The sequence below is a fragment of the Chitinophaga filiformis genome (assembly GCF_021646545.1).
GTDB lineage: Bacteria > Bacteroidota > Bacteroidia > Chitinophagales > Chitinophagaceae > Chitinophaga > Chitinophaga filiformis_A.
On record NZ_JAKIRP010000026.1, the window covers coordinates 68,269 to 88,819 of the forward strand.

Genomic DNA, 20,551 nt, shown 5'->3' on the forward strand with positions numbered 1-20,551 from the left:
GGGGCAGCTTTCTTTTTTGTGTAACTTGCCATATCAACTAAACTGACCGCTATGTTTTCCACATATACCTTTCACCAGGACGGTTTCGATATTGTTGCACTGAAAGATGATGATAATGGCACGCAGGTAGAGATCATTCCTGCGCACGGCGCTATGTTGCATGCTTTCCGCATACCATATAAAGAAACACAGCTGAATATTATTGATAACTACGCCAGCCTGGAGGATTACCGGGCTAATATGGCAACGTATTTCAAGAGCGCTAAACTCAGTCCTTTTGCCTGTCGCATACCTGGCGGTACATATGAATGGGAGGGAAAACAATACAAGATTAAGAAAGCCATTGCACCGGGTAGCCATATTCACGGATTACTCTATGACGTGGCGTTTACGGTGGAAGATATACATGCGGATGAAAAATCGGCAACAGTGACATTGCGTTATCGGTATAACGGAGCTGACGAGGGATATCCTTTCCCGTATGATTGTGAAGTGCAGTATAGCCTGCAGCCCGGGTCACGTCTTCAGTTGACCACTACGATCGTGAACCGTTCTGCATCATCCATTCCCGTGATGGACGGATGGCATCCTTACTTCACAACAGGCACGCCTATAGACGATATGGAACTGCAGTTTGCCTCGGAACAAATAGTGGAATTTAATGCGCAGCTCGTACCCACCGGTAAGATACTGCCCTACGACAGGTTTCTGGAATCTTCTCCTCTCGAGGGAATTCCCCTGGACAATTCTTTCCTGCTGAACTTTAATCAGCATGCATCAACATGTACCTTGAGAGACCCAAAAAAGCATATTGCCATCACATTTTATCCAGATAGCAGTTATCCTGTTCTCCAGATCTATACTCCGCCGCACCGCAACAGTATTGCGATTGAGAATCTGACCGGGGCGCCCAATGCCTTCAATAATGGAATGAGTCTGGTGTCACTTTCCGCCGGCGAAAGTAAGGTTTTCAGCACCGCCATTTCGGCGGTTAGCTGGTAACAATCTGGCATCCCTTGGCATAGTCTTTGGAACTTTACCAGTATTGTTCACCCAAAAAAGATATGTTATGGATACTTTAGAAATCAAGGGAAAATGGAATGAGGTGAAGGGGAAGATCAAGCAACAATATGCGGAACTTACAGACGATGATCTTTTGTATGAAGAGGGACAGGAAGACCGTTTAATAGGTAACCTCCAGCAGAAATTAGGTAAGACACGTGACGAAGTTATTAAAATCTTAAAATCTGCGTAACATGGGAAGTCTATTGTATATTATCGCTGTCATACTCATTATCGGCTGGTTGTTGGGCTTTTTTGTATATTCCGCAGGTGGGTTGATCCATATTCTCCTCGTAATTGCAGTTATAGCCATCCTCCTTCAGATCATAAGGGGATCAAGGCTGTGAGTCTATTAATTTAAATATCACGCAAATCCTCCCGTCACCGGGAGGATTTTTTCGTTATTTTTTTAGGATATTGCCTGTAGATTAATCCATCAGATAATGAAAAGAATCATCACAGGGTTACTGGTGCTTTGTTGTTGCAGTCTGTTGAGGGTAGTGAAAGCTCAGGCGCAGGTAACGCTGACAGGAACCATTATGGACAAGGAGAACAAGCTGGTTTTGCCCTATGCCAGCATCCTTAATAAAAGCACAGGCCGCAGAACCTATTCCGATAAAGGAGGTTTTTACAAGATAACAGCCAGCCCTAAAGATGTGGTCGTATTTTCATTTCTGGGTTACAGGTCCGACAGTGTGGTAGTGAGTCAGTCGAGTGGAACGGAAACCAGGAATATTTCTCTGACGGTAGAAGCCAAGCAGCTGCGTAGTGTGGAAATTGGTACGCAATACACGCCTTATCAGATAGACTCCCTGGCGCGAAGGCAGCAGTTCGCTTACATCCTTGAAAAAAGGGATATGCCGCTTGCGGGGGGAAGTACTCCGGTAGGAGCAGGTATTGTGTTCAGTCCTTTTACGAGGTATTCCCGGTCCGAGAAGCAAAAAAGAGAGTTTAAGAAGATCTTCGCCAAAGCGGAGGAGGAGAGATATATAGATTCCCGGTACACGCCGCAGTTTGTCAGCAAGGTGACCAGTCTGAAAGGCGATTCGCTGATGTTGTTCATGAGGGATAACTACCCTGATTATAATACAATGAGGGTAATGCAGCAGGAAGACCTGATCTATTGGATAACGGATAAATACCGGGCCTGGAAGAAGAAATAAGACAAGAATAGCTTATAAAAGCAGCGGCCACCCTGTTTCCAGAGTGGCCGCATTGCATGCAGAGGCCAATAGAAAATATCTTTTAGTTATACACTTTCACCATATAGACAAACTCTTCCAGCTTCTTCACCTGATCCACACGGTTTAACCCTCCCAGCCTGTTCTTATGGTTCCATTCCTTTTTAGGAAGTTTATCCTTTGGCATTTCTTCCAGCAGACGTTTCAGGTGTGCTGATTTAACTGCAAAAGCAATACCATCGGAAGTTGTCTGTTTGCCGGTAACGATACCCACCACGTCGCCCTTGCTATCCATCAGAGGGGCGCCACTGTTTCCCGGATTAACCGGTATGGACACCTGGTAGGCTGCACTATCGCCATTAAAACCGGTCTGTGCGCTGATATAACCCTCGCCGTAAACAATCTCATCCCGTGGATAACCCAATGTGAAAACTGCTTCACCACGTAATACGTGTTGCGGCTTCAGGGAGTAGGGGAGAGGCTGGCCCTTAAATGTGCTGTCTGTGATCTTGAGGATGGCCAGATCACTGGAAATGTCCTCAAATACGCTGGCAGCTTTAAATGCTTCCCCTTTTGTATTCTGGATATAAATAGAGTCCGCACCTGCTATTACGTGATAATTGGTCACCACGTAACCATTATTGGAGATGGCAAATCCGGTACCACCATAAGTGCCGGGGTTGGCAGGCGCTTTCTTTTTACTGTTCATGTCGTTGATGAGGGCGTTCTGTGAGCGCTGAATATTATTCAATACACGTCTTACATCCTCATACTGGGCGGTCGTCTTCTGTCTGTTAGCATTCTGCATGAACGCTATGGTAGAGAGGGAGGTGACCAGGGCTATACAGGCCGCCGCCGCCATATTGGTTACCAGTCTTTTGCTGATAGTGAAAACCTTTTTAGGAGCCGCGGTCTTCGATGGAGCCAGGACTTCATCAATAGCCATGGAAGCATGGATCTTATCCATCTTTTCCTGGAATGCTGCCCGCTGTCCGTATTGTTCCAGCTGTTGAATCAGCTGCTGATGTGCCAGCACCTGCTCGTTCACCGCCGGATTGGACTGGCGTAGCGCTTCAAAAGCAGTTCTTTCCTGCTCGTTCATTTCGCCCTCCAGGTAGCGTTCAATATCACGTATTAATGTAAAGTCGTTCATCGCCTGTAACCGCTTTTACAGATCTGTCAGGTCTTACACCTGTCAGCTCCTAAGATTTATATTGTTCAAAAAATAGTTTCTTCAATCGCATCAGGCACTTGTACTTCTGATTTTTGGCATTTTCTGAGTTGGTATATCCAAACTTCTCAGCAATGTCCTGCATAGACAACTTCCTGATATAATAGTCCTCCAGGATCGTTTTACAAGGCTCTCCCATACTCCCCATTGTCCTTTCCATTACCCTGAACTGCTGGTCTTTTTCCTCGTGTTCCGCCATTGTATGGGCATCTTCTGCCGGTAATACTTCTTCCAGTTCATCCGGAAGGGCCAGTTGCCAGTTGCCGGTCTGCAATTTCTTTAACCACAGATGACGGCACACCGCGTAGAGAAAAGTTTTCAGCTTGCTGTACAGATCAAATTCTCCTTTCTGCGCTTTCTCATATAATATGATCATAGCTTCCTGGAAAAGATCTTTAGCATCATCCTCAGACCCATTGTACTGTAAAACCATTCTTAATATGGAAGGATAATTCTCCGTATAGATGGTTGCCAGCGCCCTGTCGTCATTCCTGGTTAATCCCAGCAGTAATTCCCGATCCCTTTCTATGTTCTGATTATGCTTCACTTATTAATACTATTAAATGGCTTTGGTAACCCAAAGTAGCAGAAAAAAAATCCAAATCCCAAATCAGTCCGGGTAGCTATCTCGCTATAGATGCAGGAATGAGCTGATTTCATATATAGTTAGGTCTCTATATATGAAAATATCCTGCCGAAAACAGTAAAACGGGGTAAAACAGGGCGAAAAAAATTTTTTTAAAAAATCTGGGTTACCTTTTTTCAAACCCGGTATAAAGGGTAGATAATATTTCAAAACCTAAAAACATAGTCAAAATGAAAAACGCTCTGAAAATTGGTTTCTTAGCTTTAGCTCTTGGTGTATTCGCAGCTTCTTGCGGTGGTGGTTCTTCAACTCCAGCAGAAGATACTACAGCTACTCAGACCATCGATTCAGCTGCTGCTACTGTAGATTCAGCTGCCGCTACAGTTGATTCAGCTGCTGCTGTTGTAGATTCAGCTAAAGCTGCTGTTGACTCTACCAAAAAATAATTACGTTGGTAAGCAAATAAAGGCTTTTATATAACCGCTCCGTTGCAAAACGGGGCGGTTTTTTTTTGTTAAGCCTGCTTGTATCGATAGGATACTGAAAAAAATATCAGAAATCGACTATTTTATTAGATAGATTGTAATTATTGACAAAAGTGCTTGGAAAATTCAAATCCTGGTGTATTTTTGTCAGGCAATCAAGCAAAATATGATACAACAAACAACCTTTGGTTACTTTTATGGTTTCTACTTTTTCTGGTACCAGGAATAGGGAGGTCGTTTGTAGTACTTAAATATAAAGAAACTAGCAAAAGGCCTCCCAGACGGGAGGCCTTCTTTTTTTTGATAATATCAAGCTTTATGTTACAGCGTTTCAGCCTTTATTTCTTTTACTTTTTCTTTTACTTCTTTTACGTCGTAAAGGCCGGGACTCTTTTGTAATAACTGCACTCCAACATAATTGCAATAAAAAGGGTCCCGGCTCAACCGGGGCCCTTTTTCATTTTATATGGTAGTTGCTACAGCAACTACAAACCAAAAATCAAACATTAAAAAAAATGCGTGTCGCAATTCAGGGTTTTGAAGGATGTTTTCATCAAATAGCAGCAGAAGGATACTATGGAAAAGGCATAGAGATCGAGTGCTGCGCATCCTTTCCGGAACTTGTTAAAAAGGTAGTTAAACAGAAAGATGCAGATGCCGGTGTAATGGCCATTGAAAATTCCATTGCCGGAAGTATCCTTCCGAACTATACTTTGTTGAAGAATTCAGGATTGCATGTGATCGGCGAAGTATACCTGCATATTAAGCAACACCTGATGGTGCTGCCCGGACAAACCCTGGAAGATATACGCGAAGTACACTCACACCATATGGCTTTGCTGCAGTGCACGGAGTTCCTGGAGAAGCACCCCCATATGAAACTGGTGGAAACAGAAGATACAGCACTCAGCGCAAAACATGTACAGCAGAAGAAACTGAAAAGTACGGCAGCCATCGCCGGTAAACTCGCAGCAGAAATATATGGTCTGGAGATAATTGCACCCAATATCCATACCATCAAAAATAACTATACCCGCTTCCTCGTGATCTCTCCTAACGGAGTAACGCCTACGCCGGATGCCAATAAAGCATCGGTGTACTTCCAGACCTCACACGACCGCGGAAGTCTGGCCAAAGTATTGACACAGGTAGCACAGGCAGGTATCAACCTGAGTAAGATCCAGTCATTTCCGATGCCTGCGAAAGAATGGAACTATTACTTCCATGCGGACTTCGAATTTGAGAACCTGAGCCATTTTGAGAAGAGCATCAGCAAGATCGAGCCGCTCACTGAAGATATCAAGGTATTGGGTATCTATAAAAAAGGAAACACACATTAATCACAACATACATCAGGACGCGGAAAACAACTTATTATGAACTTACAGGTAGCAAAAAGGCTGCAGCAAACGGAAGAATATTACTTCTCCAAAAAGCTCAGGGAAATAGATGAGATGAACAAGGCAGGGGCTAAGGTGATCAATCTTGGCATCGGTAGTCCGGATCTGCCTCCACACCCTTCCGTGATTGCCACTTTGCATGAATATGCACAGCGGCCTGACACCCATGCTTACCAGGGTTACAAAGGTATTCCGGCCCTCCGCAAGGCAATGGCAGACTGGTACCAGCGCTTCTATGGCGTATCACTGGATCCTGAAAAGGAAGTGCTGCCACTGATAGGTTCCAAAGAAGGTATTATGCACATCTGCATGACCTACCTGCAGGAAGGAGATGAGGCCCTGGTGCCCAATCCCGGTTACCCTACATACCGTTCAGCTGTAAACCTGAGTGGCGCTACCGTGGTAGACTATGACCTCGAGGAAAAGAACGGATGGCTACCCGACCTGGATGCACTCGCTAAACGCGACCTGAGCAAAGTGAAACTGATGTGGGTAAATTATCCGCATATGCCCACCGGGGCCCGCTTCAATGAGGAGTTTGCCCGTAAACTGGTAGCCTTTGCACAACAGCATAATATCTTAATTTGTCACGATAATCCATATAGCTTCATCCTGAACAAGCAACCGCAAAGTCTGTTACAGACGCCCGGCGCCAGAGAAGTTGTACTGGAACTTAACTCACTCAGCAAATCCTCCAACATGGCCGGCTGGCGTGTAGGTATACTGGTAGGAAAACAGGAATGGATCAACGAAGTGCTGCGCTTCAAGAGCAACATGGACTCTGGTATGTTCCAGCCTCTCCAGATGGCTGCTGTAAAAGCACTGGAACTGGGGCCTGAATGGTATGCAGAACTGAATGGCATTTACGAAGGTCGCCGTAAGAAAGTATTTGAGTTGCTGGAGCTGCTGAATTGCACATTTGATAAGGACCAGGTGGGATTATTCGTATGGGCGAAGATCCCTGCTACTGCAAAAGATGGTTTCTCCATCACAGATGAAATCCTGCAGAAAGCACAGGTCTTTATCACTCCCGGTGGTATCTTCGGTAGCAATGGCAACGGTTATATCAGGGTAAGTCTTTGTAAAGATGAAAAAGTATTTGAAGAAGTGCTGGATAGGATAAAAACAAAATTTAAGCAATAACAGTCATGATCGCAACTATAGTAGGAACAGGATTAATAGGTGGATCACTGGCCATCAGCCTTAAAGAAAAAGGTGTGGCCAACTGGATAATTGGCGTAGATCAGAACCCGGACAACCTGAAGAAAGCGCAGGAACTAAAGATCATTGACGAAGGAGCCAGTCTGCAGGATGCTATGCAACGCTCACAGCTTATCATACTGGCTATTCCCGTAGATGCGCTGCTGCAGATCATGCCCGCAGTACTGGATAAAGCAGGACCCGAACATGTGATCATGGACGTAGGTTCCACAAAACAAAGGATATTACAACTCGTTGCCGGCCATCCCAACAGAGGACGCTTTGTAGCGGCTCACCCGATGGCCGGCACGGAGTATTCAGGGCCGGAAGCTGCTATAAAGAATCTCTTCACGCAAAAGACCATGGTATTGTGCGACGTGAAGAACAGTGATGAAGATGCCCTGGAGATCATTGAAAATATGGTAGACAAGCTGCAGATGCGTCTCGTATATATGAACGCAGAAGAGCACGACCTGCACACAGCCTACGTATCTCATATCTCGCATATCACCTCTTTTGCCCTGGCGCTGACCGTACTGGAGAAAGAAAAGGAGCAGGGACGCATATTCGAACTGGCAAGCGGTGGTTTTGAATCTACCGTGAGGCTGGCAAAAAGCTCACCTGATATGTGGGTGCCTATTTTCAAGCATAACCGCCATAATGTGCTGGATGTACTGGATGAACATATCCACCAGTTGCAACAGATGAAGCAGTTACTGGAGAAAGAAGATTACGAAACATTCTATAAACTGATCCAGAAATCAAATAAGATCAGGAAAATATTAAAATAGCCGGTTCCGTATAGTGACTCATTTGCCGGAGGGCCTTGTCAGAAACTGAAAATGGATCACTAACCGATAGTCGGACAAAAACAAGAAAACAAACAATCACTGGATTATGGACGACTATCGTCTATGGTCTGAAAAGCATCAAACGATGGAACAGATTCTCGCTAAAACAAAATTCTCCGATCCGGCTTCTGACAAGAAACCGTTGATCATTTCCGGTCCCTGCAGCGCAGAAACCGAAGAACAGGTATTGGACACAGCCCTGAGACTGGCTAAAACCGGTAAAGTAGATGTACTGCGCGCTGGTATCTGGAAGCCACGTACCCGCCCCGGTTCTTTCGAAGGTATTGGTGTAACCGGTTTACCATGGTTACAGAAAGCAAAGGAACTGACCGGTCTTCCGCTGGCGGTGGAAGTGGCTACCGCTAAGCAAGTGGAAGAAGCGCTGCAGCACGGTGTGGACATCCTCTGGATCGGAGCGCGTACTACAGTGAACCCATTCTCCGTACAGGAAGTTGCTGATGCACTGAAAGGTGTGGATACAACTGTACTGATCAAAAACCCGATCAATCCTGACCTCGAATTGTGGATCGGTGCTGTAGAACGTGTACGTAACTCTGGCATCACCAAAATAGGTCTGATCCACCGTGGATTCTCCAGCTATGGCAATACTGAATACCGTAATGCACCGATGTGGCACCTGCCTATCGAAATGAAACGCCGTATGCCTGAACTGCCAATGATCTGCGATCCTAGCCATATCAGCGGCCGCCGCGATATTCTGCAGGAAGTTTCACAGGAAGCAGTTGACCTGGATTACGATGGTCTGATGCTGGAATCTCATATCGATCCTGATAAAGCATGGAGCGATGCTAAACAACAGGTTACTCCTGAAAGACTGGCCGAGATTTTGGATGGTATCACCTGGCGTCATGAGCGCACAGATCAGAAAGAATTCAACTCTGCGCTGGATAAACTCCGTGGTCAGATCAACCAGATTGATGATGAAATCATGCTGCTGCTGGGCAACCGTATGAAGATCGCTGAGAAGATCGGTATCTACAAGAAAGAGAACAACGTGACCATCCTGCAGACAAACCGTTGGAACGAGATCCTGCAGCGCGGTATCTCCAAAGGTGAGAAACTGGGTCTGACAAAAGATTTCATCCTGAAATACTTTGATGCAGTACACCTGGAATCCATCAACAGGCAGAACAGAGTGATGAACGAAGACAAATAGACTTAATACAAAATATGAGAACGTTATCTTACCAGTTCCAGCATAGTAATACAAAATATTATCTGGGAGAGAGCCTGCTACAGCTGGGCAATTATGCTGATCCCTCCAGAGCCGTACTGGTGGTGGATGAGAATGTGGATAAACACCACGGGCATAACTTGCCGGGTTGGAGAAAGCTGGTGATCCCGGATGGAGAGGAGAACAAAAGCGGTGAAGTCCTCGAGCAGATCATCAATGGTCTGATCGAACTGGAAGCAGACCGTAAGACCATGCTGATAGGCATTGGCGGCGGTATGACCACCGACCTGACCGGTTATGCTGCCAGCATTTACATGCGGGGCATGCCTGTAGGCTTTGTTCCTACTACTTTGCTGGCACAGGTGGATGCGTCTATTGGTGGCAAAAACGGTATCAACCATGGTAAACATAAGAACATGCTGGGCACTATCCGTCAGCCGGAGTTCATCCTGTTCGATTATTCGCTGCCGCTGACGATGCCGGCAGAAGAATGGCATAACGGCTTCGCGGAGATCATCAAGTATGCATGCATTCTCGATGCCAGCCTGTTCACCTACCTGGAAGAGAACCGTGATAAAGCCATGCAGCGTGATGTGGCCGTACTGGAGTACCTGGTGGAACGTTCTGTAGAACTGAAGACCCAGGTAGTACTGGAAGATGAATTTGAAACCGGATCCCGGCGCTGGCTTAACTTCGGTCATACGCTCGGACACGCAGTGGAAAAGATCGAGAACATCGCGCATGGTAAAGCTGTTGCTATTGGTATGGTAGCTGCTTCCAAGATCTCAGAAAAACTGAAAGGATTGCCTGTGGAACAAACCAACAGGCTGATCCGCCTCATTAACGATTACCAGTTGCCGGTTACGCTGACCTCCAACAAGGAAGAAGTGTTCAACATCTTCAAGCTGGACAAGAAGCGGGAGAAAGATGCGATTCACTTTGTGCTGCTTGAGGAAATAGGCAAGGCTACTACGCAGCCTGTTCCTATCACAGTATTGAAGCAGATGCTGGATGAACTATAAACCTAACTAATTATGCAAGTAACAATATCACCCGGCGCAATCAGTGGTACAGTGACCGCCAATCCTTCCAAAAGTGCTATGCAACGCGCTGTTGCAGCAGCACTGCTGAGCAATGGTACCAGCATTATCCGTAATCCCGGTCTGAGCAATGACTGCCTGGCAGCGCTCGACGTAGCCGGAAAACTGGGTGCCGTTATTAAACGTAATGAGGACCATATAGAAATTACAAGCAAAGGAGTATTTCCTCCTGCTGAAAATAAAGAGATCAACTGCGGGGAGTCCGGCCTCGGTATCCGCATGTTCACGCCCATAGCTGCACTGTCTGATCAGGCTATTACCATCAACGGACATGGTAGCCTGACCACCCGCCCGATGGACTTCTTCGAGCAGGTGTTACCTCAGCTGGATGTGAAATGCACGACCCGCGAAGGGAAACTGCCATTGAACATACAAGGCCCGCTGAAAGCGAAGAACATCACCATAGATGGTTCACTCAGTTCTCAGTTCCTCACCGGTTTGCTGATGGCATACGGTTCAGTAGCAGAAGATGTGACCATCACCGTAAAAGATCTGAAAAGCAAACCTTATATCGCACTGACACTGCAACTGATGGAGCAGTTTGGCGTGCAGGTAAAAGAGGAGCAGTTTGAGAAATTCCACTTTGGTAAACGCCAGGCATATAAAGCTGGTGAATATACGGTGGAAGGAGACTGGAGCGGCGCCGCCTTTCTGCTGGTAGCTGCAGCTGTAGCTGGCAAGGCGGAGGTTCACCATCTGAATACACAATCTGCACAGTCAGATAAAGCGATCCTGGAAGCCCTTGAAAAAGCGGGCGCCGGACTGATGCCTGGTGTATTCACCGTGATCGTACAGAAGAATAAATTGCAGGCATTTGACTTTGATGCAACAGATTGTCCTGACCTGTTTCCTCCGCTGGTAGCCCTGGCTGCCAATTGTGAAGGCACCACCAAGATCATTGGCGTGAACAGGTTGGCGCACAAAGAAAGTGACCGTGGTAAAACCCTGCAGGAAGAATTTGGCAAAATGGGTATTGCCATTGACCTGCATGGCGATGAAATGCTGGTACACGGTGGTACAGGCATTAAAGGAGCCGTTGTCAGCTCGCACAATGACCATCGTATTGCCATGGCTTGTGCAGTAGCTGCACTTACAGCCGATGCACCGGTAATCATCGAAGACGCAGAAGCCATCAACAAATCATACCCTGAGTTCTATGAACATCTGGAGAAGATCGGAGGTATAGTAAAAAAGCAGGGATCAGCAAGCCTGACGCATTAACAGAAGCAGGGCTGACCAGCGGTATTCCGTAGAGGTATCCGTTAGTCAGCGCTGAAAAAAATTACACATACAGCATGAACAGCTTTGGTAGATTATTCCGGGTGAACGTTTTTGGAGAATCGCATGGCGCCAGCGTAGGCGTGAATATTGACGGCATTCCTGCCGGTATTCCGCTTACCCAGGAAGACTTCCTGCCCGACCTGGAAAGGCGTAAGGCAGGTGCGAAAGGTACCACCCCCCGTAAGGAAGAAGATCTGCCTTACATCAAATCCGGTGTGTTTAACGACCGTACCACCGGTGCTCCCATCACAATATTATTTGAGAACAACAATACCCGCAGTACCGATTACGAGAAACTGCGTGAATTTCCCCGTCCCGGTCATGCAGACTTTGTGGCTACACACAAGTTTGGCGGCTTTGAAGATTACCGCGGTGGTGGTCACTTCAGTGGTCGTCTGACCTTGAACCTGGTCGCAGCTGGTGTAATTGCAAAGAAGATCCTTGGTCCCAGCATTTCTGTAAAAGCAACGCTGATAGAAGTTGGTGGTCTGCCTGATGCGGAAAAGGGCCTGGAGGCTGCGATTGCTGCCAAAGACTCTGTTGGTGGTATCGTTGAGTGCGTGGTAGAGGGTTTGCCTATTGGTCTCGGAGAACCTTTCTTTGATTCTGTGGAATCGACCATTGCACACGCAGTATTCTCTATCCCTGCCATCAAGGGCATCGAATTCGGAGCCGGTTTTGCTGCCGCCCGCATGAAAGGAGTAGAGCACAATGACGCCATCCTCGATGCAAGTGGTAAAACAGCTACCAACAATGCCGGTGGCGTAGTAGGAGGGATAACAAATGGCAATCCCCTGGTATTCCGGGTAGCCGTAAAGCCTACCTCCAGCACACCTAAAGAACAACACACACTGAATATAAAAAGCGGAGAAGTGGAAAGCTTCAGCGTAAAAGGACGCCACGATCTGTGCATCGCACTGAGAGTACCTGTAGTCCTGGAAGCTGTAGCTGCCATGGCGCTCGCAGATTTTATGCTGCTGGAACAGAGAAGTGGTAGGGTGTACAAATAATACATATACATGACAACAGATTAATGATCTCTGTACCACGTCATTAACAAAACATAATAGGACTCCGTTTAGGAGCCCCGTGTTTGTAGCGCGGGGTGCAACCCCGGGACAAAATGCGGGGTGCAAACCCGGGGACAAAATATGACGTTCCCCTGGAGGGAATCCCGTGAACCGAGATATTATCAAATAAAAAAGGCGAATGAGATCCTCATTCGCCTTTTTTTATTTTCCATCGAAAATTACTTCTCGATCGCGATCAATTCTACTTCGAACACCAGCGTGCTGTTAGGGCCGATTTTCGGACCTGCCTGACGGTCGCCATAAGCCAGTTCGGAAGGAATGAACAGCTTCCATTTTGAACCCACAGGCATCAGCTGTAATGCTTCTGTCCAACCCTTGATAACGCCGCTAACAGGGAAGGAGATTGGCTGGCCTCTCTCTACGGAGCTATCGAATACGGTACCATCTATTAAAGTACCGTGGTAGTGCGTTTTTACCTTGTCATTGATGGTTGGTTTGGGGCCGGTACCGTCAGTAATGATCTGGTACTGCAAACCGCTTGGCAGCGTCACCACGCCTGGTTTGGTTTTATTTTCCGCCAGGAACTGTTCGCCGGCAGCCTTGTTCTTTTGCATTTTCTCAGCTTTTATCTGTTGTAAATATTCGCTAACACTCATATTGCCTTGTTCTTTTGTTATCAATGGTGTGCCGCCACTAACGGCTTCTTTCAACGCTTTAGCCAGTACATCCGTTTTTACGCTGTCCAGGCCCTGGGTTTTCAGCATATTACCAAATTCCAGGCCAATAGCATAACTGATGGTATCCAGTTTGGTTTGCAATAACGGAGCTGGCGCTACAGCTACCGGAACTTCCTCTTCTTTTCTGGACTTCTTCTTCTTTTTTTGTGCGTAACCAGGAAGGGTAGCCACGCCCAGAACTCCAAGTAATAGGGCTTTTCTAATCATATAATGGTTTATTGAACTGTTCACAATACCCTTGCAGAACACCGCCGGGGATGGCCTGCAAGTTAGTAACTATTTGATTACCGGCAACTCTATATGAGAAGCATGCTGAGCATCATGGTAAATGCGGATGTCTGCCTTCCGGAAATCCTTATCGTCGCAGGTGTAAATATTGGTAAATACCTGTGGGTTCCTGTCTACCAGCGGGAACCAGCTGCTCTGTATCTGTACCATGATCTTATGACCTTTTTTGAAGGTATGAGCCACATCCGGCAGACTAAAGTTTACGTCAGTCGGCGTGTTAGGTTTGAACGCTTCCGGCTTTTCAAAGCTGTTGCGGTATTTGCCTCTCATGATCTCGCCACGTACCAGCATCTGGTAGCCTCCCATCGGGTAGGTAGCGGAAGGTACCCTGCGGTGTTCGCTGTGTGCCTCTGTTTCATATTTGAAATCGTTGGGGAACACATCGATCAGTTTTACTACAAAATCGGCGTCTGTACCACTGGTGCTTACCACCAGTTTTGCCAGCAGTGGGCCTGCCACCGTAATGTCTTCTGTCAGCACCGGTGTTTCGAATACAGCTACATCCGGGCGTCTGGCGGCAAAGCGCTGATCGTCTGTCATATAGTTGATGGTGCGGTCAAAATGTACATCTTCTGTATATGGTACCGGTTTGGCAGGATCGCTCACGTATTCGGTAAAGCCGCCGGCAGGGAGTGGTTTGCTGAAATCGAGCTTACCATTGGCCTGCAGGTATAATGGCTGCTGCTGGATGTTCGCCACTGGCCATTGTGACAACTTACGCCATTGGTTTTCTCCTGTAAAGAAGATGGTGGCTTCAGCAATGCTGTCGGCAGTACCTTTTCCTTTCAGGTAATAGTTGAAGAAAGGAACTTCTATATTCTCCTGGTACCATGTGGAGGTAGGACTGCCAAAGCGCACATTACCCAGGGAGGAGCCGTTATTTACCCTGGAAGACCATTGGCCGTGATACCAGGGACCCATTACAACACGGTTATTGGTTTTGCCGCTTTGCTTTTCAATCGCTTTATAGGTGTTCCATGCACCAAAGCAGTCTTCTGCATCGAACAGGCCACCTACCTCCAGCATAGCTGGTTGTACACTTGTCAGGAATTGCCTTACGTTACGCGCTTTCCACCAATTGTCCAGGTCAGGATGTGCCATAAGATCTTTCCAGAAAGCAATGCTATCGCCCATTAAGCGGGTGAAGTTCTTTACCGCTCCTGTACGCAGGTAGAAGTCGTAATTGTCAGTATTGTGGTATTCAAAACCGGTAGGACCTACGGTAGTAGGTTTAGGTCTTGGTTTACCAAAGCTGGTATAAAAAGCAAAGGCGTCTGTAATAAAGAAGGCGCCATTGTGGTGAAAGTCATCTCCGATGAACCAGTCAGTTACCGGCGCCTGCGGGCTCACCGCTTTTAATGCCGGGTGACCGCTCAACGCAGCCATGGTGGAATAAAAGCCGGGGTAGGAAATTCCCATTACGCCCACATTGCCATTGTTGCTCTCGAGGTTTTTCACCAGCCAGTCAATAGTATCGTAGGTATCACTGGCTTCATCAATGTCCTGTTTAGTCTTTTTATTGGGATTATAAGGGCGTACATCCACAAATGTGCCCTCACTCATCCATCGTCCTCTCACATCCTGTGTAACGATGATATACCCTTCATGCAGATAAGTATCAAAATGACTGTTCCATAGCGGCAGGAATTTATCTTCTCCATATGGCGCACAGGAATAGGGCGTACGGGACATAAGGATAGGATGTTTCTCAGATTTGTCTTTCGGCATGTAGATGGTCGTGAACAATTTTACACCATCCCGCATGGGGATGTACACCTCTTTCTTGGTGTAGTTTTCACGCATCCATAAAGAGTCCTGATTGATGCCTTTCACACAGGAGGTGTGAAAGATAAGTGCTGTTATCACCAGCAATAGTAACGTTCTCATAAGCGATTTGATGATTTTGTTTAGATCTGAACAGATTGTCTCTATACTAAGCAGACAGGCTCTCCCTGTCTTTTTTGGGCAACGATTTTACCACCAGGTCATAGGAGTCTTTGATCCATTCATACAGTAAACGGTTGGGAATATTGGAATGTACATCTATCGTATTCCAATGTTTCTTGTTCATATGATAACCCGGTGTTACACCTTCGTATCGCTCCCGTAGTTCAATCGCTATCTCGGGGTCGCACTTGAGGTTGAATGTGTCAAAATTATCAACATGCGTAAGTGTGAACAGCTTACCTTTTACCTTGTATACAAGGATCTCTTCACCAAAAGGAAACTCTTCTGTAACGCCTGGCAGTGACAAACAATATTCTCTGAATTGTTCAATATTCATAATCGTATATGTGAAGTAGAACTGATAGGAGTAAAGGTAAAAAAAAGAAGGCCAACCTCATAGAAGATTGGCCCCTGTTATAAATAAAGGTTGATAGTTGCTACATGCAGCAGATATGGTTGGTTAATGATGAATTTAAAGCTTGGTGATGGCGAGGATCACACGGGAATAACGCCCGTACACGATCTCTACTTGCTGTCCTGCTTTGAAATCATCCAGCCTGCCACGCATCCAGTAGAACAGGCGCTTTCTTTTCTTTACGCCTTCCTGTTGCACAATGAAGCTCGTTTGCATGTCATTGTTGCCCTGGTAAATCATTTCCAATGGCACCTGTATCTGCCCTTTCTGTAGTTTGGTAAGATCTTTTTTGATCGTGTAGTAACGTACATCTGTTACCTTGATCAGCGCAAAGATCAGCACCAATACGAAAGACATCAGCCAAACCCAGAACCAGGCGTTCTTATAGGAAAATAAAGACTGATTGATCTCTTCGTCGCTAAGGCGTTTACTGAGAAAAAATTGAGGTACAAAGGCTGCGATGATCACTAGCAGCAAACCAATTCCGATGAATTTGTAAATCTGCCTTGTGTTCTTTTTTAACGCATCCTGAAGAAGAAAGATCTCTTCGGTGGACATAAAAGAGTAGTCCTGCATAATAATAATGGTTTTTCTTATATCTAATTTATATAAAATATTATTAAAATACTTATAATATTAACGGCAATCCTGTCAACTTAGTATTAGTTGGGCTTAAATAATTGGTAATCAGGAAAAAGTTTTTTATATAGATTATCTGATATTACACATAAAAGACAATCTGCCATGGACAGAATTGTGTGGCAACGCACAAAAATGAGGAGGGAGTAAGATTTGTAATAGTTGATATTGTGTCAGCAAGTATCAGAACAAGTTGTGCCTGGCCGGGAGACATAAAGAACAATTGCATATACAAAAGAAAAAAGGGTGCCTCAATTGAGACACCCTGATATACTTAATAACGCTCGTCTGATTCTTCAGATTCCTGCAGGTAGCTTTCATAAGCCTCAGCTGCTTCTTTAGCAAGTTCCTTTTTGTCTTTCCACTTGCGTTCATCCGTTATATAGTGAATTAGTCGCGGGCTTATATTAAACTCTTTGCTGTTTAACGGGTGAGGGCCGTTCAGTATATATTCCCATTCCTCGCTTTCCTCTGTTTTAACGCGATACAATATAAGCCATTGAGCGGGCTGCTTTTCGTATTGGACCTTTATGCGGGTGACTTGCTCAATCTCGAGAGTTGACGCATCGTAGTCTTCAGAAAGATAGTCGCTCAGATAGCAACGTCCTATCAATTCCTGGCTAAGCAGATGTTGGATATGAGATACCTGCTTATTTTCATCCAATGTAGTAATAAAGGAATATGCCTCCCCGGCATCAGCCAGAATGCTCCGGAGTATTTTATCGTCGACAGGAATGCCGCGACTGATCAATCCACGTGCTCCCAGGGCGCGTAGCGACATAATTGTATCACTCAGTAATTGTTTAAATGTTGTTGCTGCAGTAGCCGGCATATTTGACAAAGCGAGTATCCGGCCGGTAGTAAACAGCCTGTATTCCCATGCCCAAAGCCTGTCTTCATCCGAGCGCGATCTTTCTCTTTCTTTTAACTGGTATTCAAATAACTGGGTTAGTCGCGGTACAAGCCGGTCCAGACCATACTGTGTGATCTGCGGAGAAAGCCAAATGGAATCTTTGCTTGTATATGCCACAAAGAATTGAAGAAAACTACGGGATTTCTCAGCGGTAGTGACCATTGCAGGCATATATTGCAGGTACAAGCTATCCTCCCGGAAGGCATATGGCATAATACTGATATCATCGGTATTGTCCTCCGGTATTTCAGGGGCCAGGCGCAGAAACGTACGGATAGCGGAATCCAGCGAAAGCCCACTTAGGAAGTACAGTATACTGATGCGTTGCGAGTTGTCTTTGGTCTCTGCAAAGAGCCGTTCAGCAGCAGGTACCACATCATCGCCTGCGATATCTTCCATTGATGACAGCAGTCGAACTTTTACGTCCCCGTCGGCCGTGTCGGCAGGGAAAGACTTAGTCAATGCATTTATGATAAGGTCCTTATCAGTACTGTCAGGTGCTAGATGGCGAACGTATTGACTGGCACTGTTAAATACCGACGTATCCTGGCTTTGTAAATCCTTCAGCAGCATAGGCAACTTCTTTTGCGCTAACCTCAGTGTATCAGTCTTATCATTGTTACCAGGCTGAAATGCAGCGAGAAATTGAGGGCCATATCCTTTTGATACCACCTCTTCAGGCAGTATGGCAGACAACCGATAAATGGTTTGTCCTGCTACCACTGCTTTGCGGTAAAACCGCAATCCCGTGTGACGTAATTTCAACTCGGTGGTGTACACAGGTTGACCTTGCACGATCGTTTTTTGCTGGTTGACGATACTAAAAAGAGAGTCTGCCGGATGTATAAAATCTTCTACCAGGCTATCTGGTTTGTTATAGTAGTAGCGGTTATACTTGAATACTTCTGCCGTGTATGTAGCATAAGACATCGTGTCAACAGCTGCATATGAGTAAGTTCTGACCGGAGATGATGCATACTGATCGCGCAGCATAACTGCATCAAAAGTAGTTGGCCCGGCTATAGTGAAACTACTGTCGGCCGGCGTAAAGCGAATGGTTGGCGCCTGTGCCTGCAGCGGATGCACACGAAATCCATTCAGGAAGCGCTGCCAGTATAGACTATCCGTACGTGTGCTGTCATAAACAGACAGCAATGTGTAAGCCATATTACCTCGCGGTATAAAATGTAACCTGGTTATAAAGCCGTTGTTATGACGGAAGCGTAGCTGATATAATGGTAATCCATTGTGCCCGCTGACTGTAGAATCGATCAATTGCATGGTACTGTCTTCTTTAAGTAATGCCAGACGTACACCTGCCAGTAGAGACTCGTCGCTGTTATTAAAATAACCGCCCTTCATTTTGTCAATACGCAGCATATAAGAGATGCCGTTGGCATCATCAATACCGGAATACGCTTCCACCGGGCGTATAGTAGCCTTATTGCTGATATGATTGATGTCTGACGGCAATATTGCAGAAAACCCTAACTGCGGACGGTAGAGGGTATCATAAGTGATCACCGGACGCACAATGTCATAAAATCTTACGGATTTGAAAAAGTCCTTCCTGGCAATGGAGTCCTTATCCAGTGTACCATACATAAATACAAACACCCTGTGGTTACGCATAAAAACGCGTATATAGAACGGTATGTCGTTTTGCAACATAGTGGCTTCCATACCTTCTATACCACGGTGAGTGACAGGATATGACTTTTGCAGTATAGCATTACCCTGGCTGGCCATATTGTTAATGATTGTATTCGCCATTTGCTGGTTTTCCGTTCCCATCTGCGGAACATCCAGACAGAAGGCAAATCCTGTCTGCGCTTCGTTGTTGCCTACATACATTTTACGGTTTGAATTGGGAATAGGATAGGAGATCGGTATTCCGGGAAGCGCAACACTATAGCCCTCTGCTATTTTGTTCAGCATATAGCCTTGTATGCTATCCAGTTGTTGCCGGTCCTTTTTTGCCAGACCGGTGAATGTAGCTTTTACAGGTGTCACTGTAAATCCTTTCGCCCGAAGCAATGAGATAATGCCCTTTTCTCCGGGTAGATGAGCCGCGCCCACAGCTGCGAAAACGCTACCCTTATTGGCTAAGGTGGCCAGATTGCCCGCCATTTCAATATTCCGTACACTCAGACCAGGGCCATCGCCAATACTGTCATGATCTTTGATCAGCGTCGCTATACTCTGCAGATTTGCTGCATAATAGAGATTCACCAACGAGTCAAGAACCGATATACTTTCTTTAAAACTAGTTCCGGGTTTTATCTTTTTGTCATTTTCATAATAGCCAAGGTTTTCAAGAAACACTTCCTTTTGTATCTTCGATGTTTCTGTACCTAACAGATGTAACTGATTCTGCATTTTTTCCAGGCTATGTAATGGTTTGCCGAGCAGCATTGCTTTTTGATGCAACCATCCATCAAGGAAAATATTTTCTCCTTTTAAATTGCGGCCTGCCTTCTTACTAAGCGCCTCTTCTTCATCCAGTAGCAAGGTTTCGAGAACCCATAAACGTTTCATTTGCAACTGGTCTATGGGTGCTCCAGTCTTCCCGGCTACCAGACTGTCCACATAATGGTACTCCTTCGCTGTCAGTATACGCCGCATGTAATTAACCGTGTCTGACATGATCCCTCCGGGAGAAAATATATATGACATGACCGAGTCCATGTCGACTTCCGTAGCAAAAGAGCTGGTGTTGCGTAATGCAAGGAGTACGGAATCACTGAACTCAAATACCCTTTTGTCTGTCAGATGCATCGTGCCAAACAAGTAAGAGGGAGAGGAAATACCTGGGCCATCAATACGCCAGAGAAGTTCGTAATTCGATCTGTTAATACGCTGGGCGCGCAATACCGTTGTTGGTATCAGCAGGATTAACAGCAGAGCAAATAGCATACGGGGAAAACGTCGGGCGTTGCTTGTCCGACGATCGTTATAGGTATAGAACATATTAGTAAAATTACTAAAATTACCGTTCTCCGTTATGAA

General features: G+C 45.9%; 19 protein-coding genes. 12 read left to right on the forward strand and 7 right to left on the reverse strand.

Features of this window, described 5'->3' with window-relative positions:
* Nucleotides 1–51 precede the first annotated feature (51 nt).
* From L3C95_RS34205 to L3C95_RS34220, 4 genes are all read left to right on the forward strand, one after another.
* Complete coding sequence (locus tag L3C95_RS34205) at nucleotides 52–1,002, forward strand: aldose 1-epimerase (RefSeq protein WP_236395167.1); 951 nt, start codon at nucleotides 52–54, stop codon at nucleotides 1,000–1,002.
* A gap of 67 nt (nucleotides 1,003–1,069) precedes the next feature.
* Nucleotides 1,070–1,255, forward strand: a complete 186-nt coding sequence (locus L3C95_RS34210; protein WP_236395168.1) for a CsbD family protein — start codon at nucleotides 1,070–1,072, stop codon at nucleotides 1,253–1,255.
* 1 nt (nucleotide 1,256) lies between these two features.
* Nucleotides 1,257–1,409, forward strand: a complete 153-nt coding sequence (locus L3C95_RS34215) for a lmo0937 family membrane protein (RefSeq protein ID WP_236395169.1) — start codon at nucleotides 1,257–1,259, stop codon at nucleotides 1,407–1,409.
* A 96-nt stretch (nucleotides 1,410–1,505) separates the two neighbouring features.
* On the forward strand, nucleotides 1,506–2,225 hold the full coding sequence (locus L3C95_RS34220; RefSeq protein ID WP_236395170.1) for a carboxypeptidase-like regulatory domain-containing protein: 720 nt from the start codon (nucleotides 1,506–1,508) through the stop codon (nucleotides 2,223–2,225).
* An 82-nt stretch (nucleotides 2,226–2,307) separates the two neighbouring features.
* On the opposite strand, the gene L3C95_RS34225 is transcribed toward L3C95_RS34220, so the two are convergent.
* Together L3C95_RS34225 and L3C95_RS34230 are read right to left on the reverse strand one after the other, a co-directional pair.
* Nucleotides 2,308–3,396, reverse strand: a complete 1,089-nt coding sequence (locus tag L3C95_RS34225; RefSeq protein ID WP_236395171.1) for a S1C family serine protease — start codon at nucleotides 3,394–3,396, stop codon at nucleotides 2,308–2,310.
* 49 nt (nucleotides 3,397–3,445) lie between these two features.
* Complete coding sequence (locus tag L3C95_RS34230; protein ID WP_236395172.1) at nucleotides 3,446–4,021, reverse strand: RNA polymerase sigma factor; 576 nt, start codon at nucleotides 4,019–4,021, stop codon at nucleotides 3,446–3,448.
* 269 nt (nucleotides 4,022–4,290) lie between these two features.
* Between L3C95_RS34230 and L3C95_RS34235 the strand changes: the two genes are divergently transcribed.
* The 8 genes from L3C95_RS34235 (at nucleotide 4,291) to L3C95_RS34270 (ending at nucleotide 12,582) form a co-directional block, all read left to right on the forward strand.
* Nucleotides 4,291–4,506: a hypothetical protein gene (locus L3C95_RS34235; protein WP_149697945.1), complete on the forward strand. Its 216-nt coding sequence runs from the start codon at nucleotides 4,291–4,293 to the stop codon at nucleotides 4,504–4,506.
* A gap of 554 nt (nucleotides 4,507–5,060) precedes the next feature.
* Complete coding sequence (locus L3C95_RS34240) at nucleotides 5,061–5,885, forward strand: prephenate dehydratase (protein WP_236395173.1); 825 nt, start codon at nucleotides 5,061–5,063, stop codon at nucleotides 5,883–5,885.
* A gap of 36 nt (nucleotides 5,886–5,921) precedes the next feature.
* Nucleotides 5,922–7,088 carry a pyridoxal phosphate-dependent aminotransferase gene (locus tag L3C95_RS34245; protein ID WP_236395174.1) on the forward strand — a complete coding sequence of 389 codons (1,167 nt, stop codon included), beginning with the start codon at nucleotides 5,922–5,924 and terminating at the stop codon, nucleotides 7,086–7,088.
* A gap of 5 nt (nucleotides 7,089–7,093) precedes the next feature.
* Nucleotides 7,094–7,936 (forward strand): prephenate dehydrogenase, encoded by an 843-nt coding sequence (locus L3C95_RS34250; RefSeq protein ID WP_236395175.1) that lies wholly within the window; start codon nucleotides 7,094–7,096, stop codon nucleotides 7,934–7,936.
* 145 nt (nucleotides 7,937–8,081) lie between these two features.
* The gene (locus L3C95_RS34255) at nucleotides 8,082–9,173 is read left to right on the forward strand and encodes a chorismate mutase (protein WP_110055000.1); all 1,092 of its coding nucleotides are present in this window, start codon (nucleotides 8,082–8,084) and stop codon (nucleotides 9,171–9,173) included.
* 14 nt (nucleotides 9,174–9,187) lie between these two features.
* Nucleotides 9,188–10,213, forward strand: coding sequence for a 3-dehydroquinate synthase (gene aroB / locus L3C95_RS34260; RefSeq protein ID WP_236395176.1), 1,026 nt, complete (start codon nucleotides 9,188–9,190; stop codon nucleotides 10,211–10,213).
* Between the two features lie 12 nt (nucleotides 10,214–10,225).
* Nucleotides 10,226–11,512, forward strand: a complete 1,287-nt coding sequence (gene aroA, locus L3C95_RS34265; protein ID WP_236395177.1) for a 3-phosphoshikimate 1-carboxyvinyltransferase — start codon at nucleotides 10,226–10,228, stop codon at nucleotides 11,510–11,512.
* A gap of 74 nt (nucleotides 11,513–11,586) precedes the next feature.
* Nucleotides 11,587–12,582 (forward strand): chorismate synthase, encoded by a 996-nt coding sequence (locus L3C95_RS34270; protein ID WP_236395178.1) that lies wholly within the window; start codon nucleotides 11,587–11,589, stop codon nucleotides 12,580–12,582.
* 239 nt (nucleotides 12,583–12,821) lie between these two features.
* On the opposite strand, the gene L3C95_RS34275 is transcribed toward L3C95_RS34270, so the two are convergent.
* The 5 genes from L3C95_RS34275 to L3C95_RS34295 form a co-directional block, all read right to left on the reverse strand.
* Nucleotides 12,822–13,547, reverse strand: coding sequence for an FKBP-type peptidyl-prolyl cis-trans isomerase (locus tag L3C95_RS34275; protein ID WP_236395179.1), 726 nt, complete (start codon nucleotides 13,545–13,547; stop codon nucleotides 12,822–12,824).
* Nucleotides 13,548–13,616: 69 nt separating this feature from the next.
* Nucleotides 13,617–15,515, reverse strand: coding sequence for a CocE/NonD family hydrolase (locus tag L3C95_RS34280; RefSeq protein WP_236395180.1), 1,899 nt, complete (start codon nucleotides 15,513–15,515; stop codon nucleotides 13,617–13,619).
* Between the two features lie 46 nt (nucleotides 15,516–15,561).
* A complete protein-coding gene (locus tag L3C95_RS34285; RefSeq protein ID WP_236395181.1) occupies nucleotides 15,562–15,912 on the reverse strand; it encodes an MmcQ/YjbR family DNA-binding protein in 351 nt (116 codons plus the stop codon).
* A 135-nt stretch (nucleotides 15,913–16,047) separates the two neighbouring features.
* Nucleotides 16,048–16,566, reverse strand: coding sequence for a hypothetical protein (locus L3C95_RS34290; protein WP_236395182.1), 519 nt, complete (start codon nucleotides 16,564–16,566; stop codon nucleotides 16,048–16,050).
* A 337-nt stretch (nucleotides 16,567–16,903) separates the two neighbouring features.
* Nucleotides 16,904–20,458 carry a TraB/GumN family protein gene (locus L3C95_RS34295; protein WP_236395183.1) on the reverse strand — a complete coding sequence of 1,185 codons (3,555 nt, stop codon included), beginning with the start codon at nucleotides 20,456–20,458 and terminating at the stop codon, nucleotides 16,904–16,906.
* Between the last annotated feature and the right edge of the window lie 93 nt (nucleotides 20,459–20,551).

What these genes read in the sequence shown, in the direction of transcription:
- L3C95_RS34205 (WP_236395167.1), top strand. Translation starts at nt 52, where the DNA reads ATGTTTTCCACATATACCTTTCACCAGGACGGTTTCGATATTGTTGCA.
- L3C95_RS34220 (WP_236395170.1), top strand. Translation starts at nt 1,506, where the DNA reads ATGAAAAGAATCATCACAGGGTTACTGGTGCTTTGTTGTTGCAGTCTG.
- L3C95_RS34210 (WP_236395168.1), top strand. Translation starts at nt 1,070, where the DNA reads ATGGATACTTTAGAAATCAAGGGAAAATGGAATGAGGTGAAGGGGAAG.
- L3C95_RS34250 (WP_236395175.1), top strand. Translation starts at nt 7,094, where the DNA reads ATGATCGCAACTATAGTAGGAACAGGATTAATAGGTGGATCACTGGCC.
- L3C95_RS34285 (WP_236395181.1), bottom strand. Translation starts at nt 15,912, where the DNA reads ATGAATATTGAACAATTCAGAGAATATTGTTTGTCACTGCCAGGCGTT.
- L3C95_RS34290 (WP_236395182.1), bottom strand. Translation starts at nt 16,566, where the DNA reads ATGCAGGACTACTCTTTTATGTCCACCGAAGAGATCTTTCTTCTTCAG.
- L3C95_RS34215 (WP_236395169.1), top strand. Translation starts at nt 1,257, where the DNA reads ATGGGAAGTCTATTGTATATTATCGCTGTCATACTCATTATCGGCTGG.
- aroB (WP_236395176.1), top strand. Translation starts at nt 9,188, where the DNA reads ATGAGAACGTTATCTTACCAGTTCCAGCATAGTAATACAAAATATTAT.
- L3C95_RS34240 (WP_236395173.1), top strand. Translation starts at nt 5,061, where the DNA reads ATGCGTGTCGCAATTCAGGGTTTTGAAGGATGTTTTCATCAAATAGCA.
- L3C95_RS34245 (WP_236395174.1), top strand. Translation starts at nt 5,922, where the DNA reads ATGAACTTACAGGTAGCAAAAAGGCTGCAGCAAACGGAAGAATATTAC.
- aroA (WP_236395177.1), top strand. Translation starts at nt 10,226, where the DNA reads ATGCAAGTAACAATATCACCCGGCGCAATCAGTGGTACAGTGACCGCC.
- L3C95_RS34255 (WP_110055000.1), top strand. Translation starts at nt 8,082, where the DNA reads ATGGAACAGATTCTCGCTAAAACAAAATTCTCCGATCCGGCTTCTGAC.
- L3C95_RS34280 (WP_236395180.1), bottom strand. Translation starts at nt 15,515, where the DNA reads ATGAGAACGTTACTATTGCTGGTGATAACAGCACTTATCTTTCACACC.
- L3C95_RS34275 (WP_236395179.1), bottom strand. Translation starts at nt 13,547, where the DNA reads ATGATTAGAAAAGCCCTATTACTTGGAGTTCTGGGCGTGGCTACCCTT.
- L3C95_RS34225 (WP_236395171.1), bottom strand. Translation starts at nt 3,396, where the DNA reads ATGAACGACTTTACATTAATACGTGATATTGAACGCTACCTGGAGGGC.
- L3C95_RS34295 (WP_236395183.1), bottom strand. Translation starts at nt 20,458, where the DNA reads ATGCTATTTGCTCTGCTGTTAATCCTGCTGATACCAACAACGGTATTG.
- L3C95_RS34235 (WP_149697945.1), top strand. Translation starts at nt 4,291, where the DNA reads ATGAAAAACGCTCTGAAAATTGGTTTCTTAGCTTTAGCTCTTGGTGTA.
- L3C95_RS34270 (WP_236395178.1), top strand. Translation starts at nt 11,587, where the DNA reads ATGAACAGCTTTGGTAGATTATTCCGGGTGAACGTTTTTGGAGAATCG.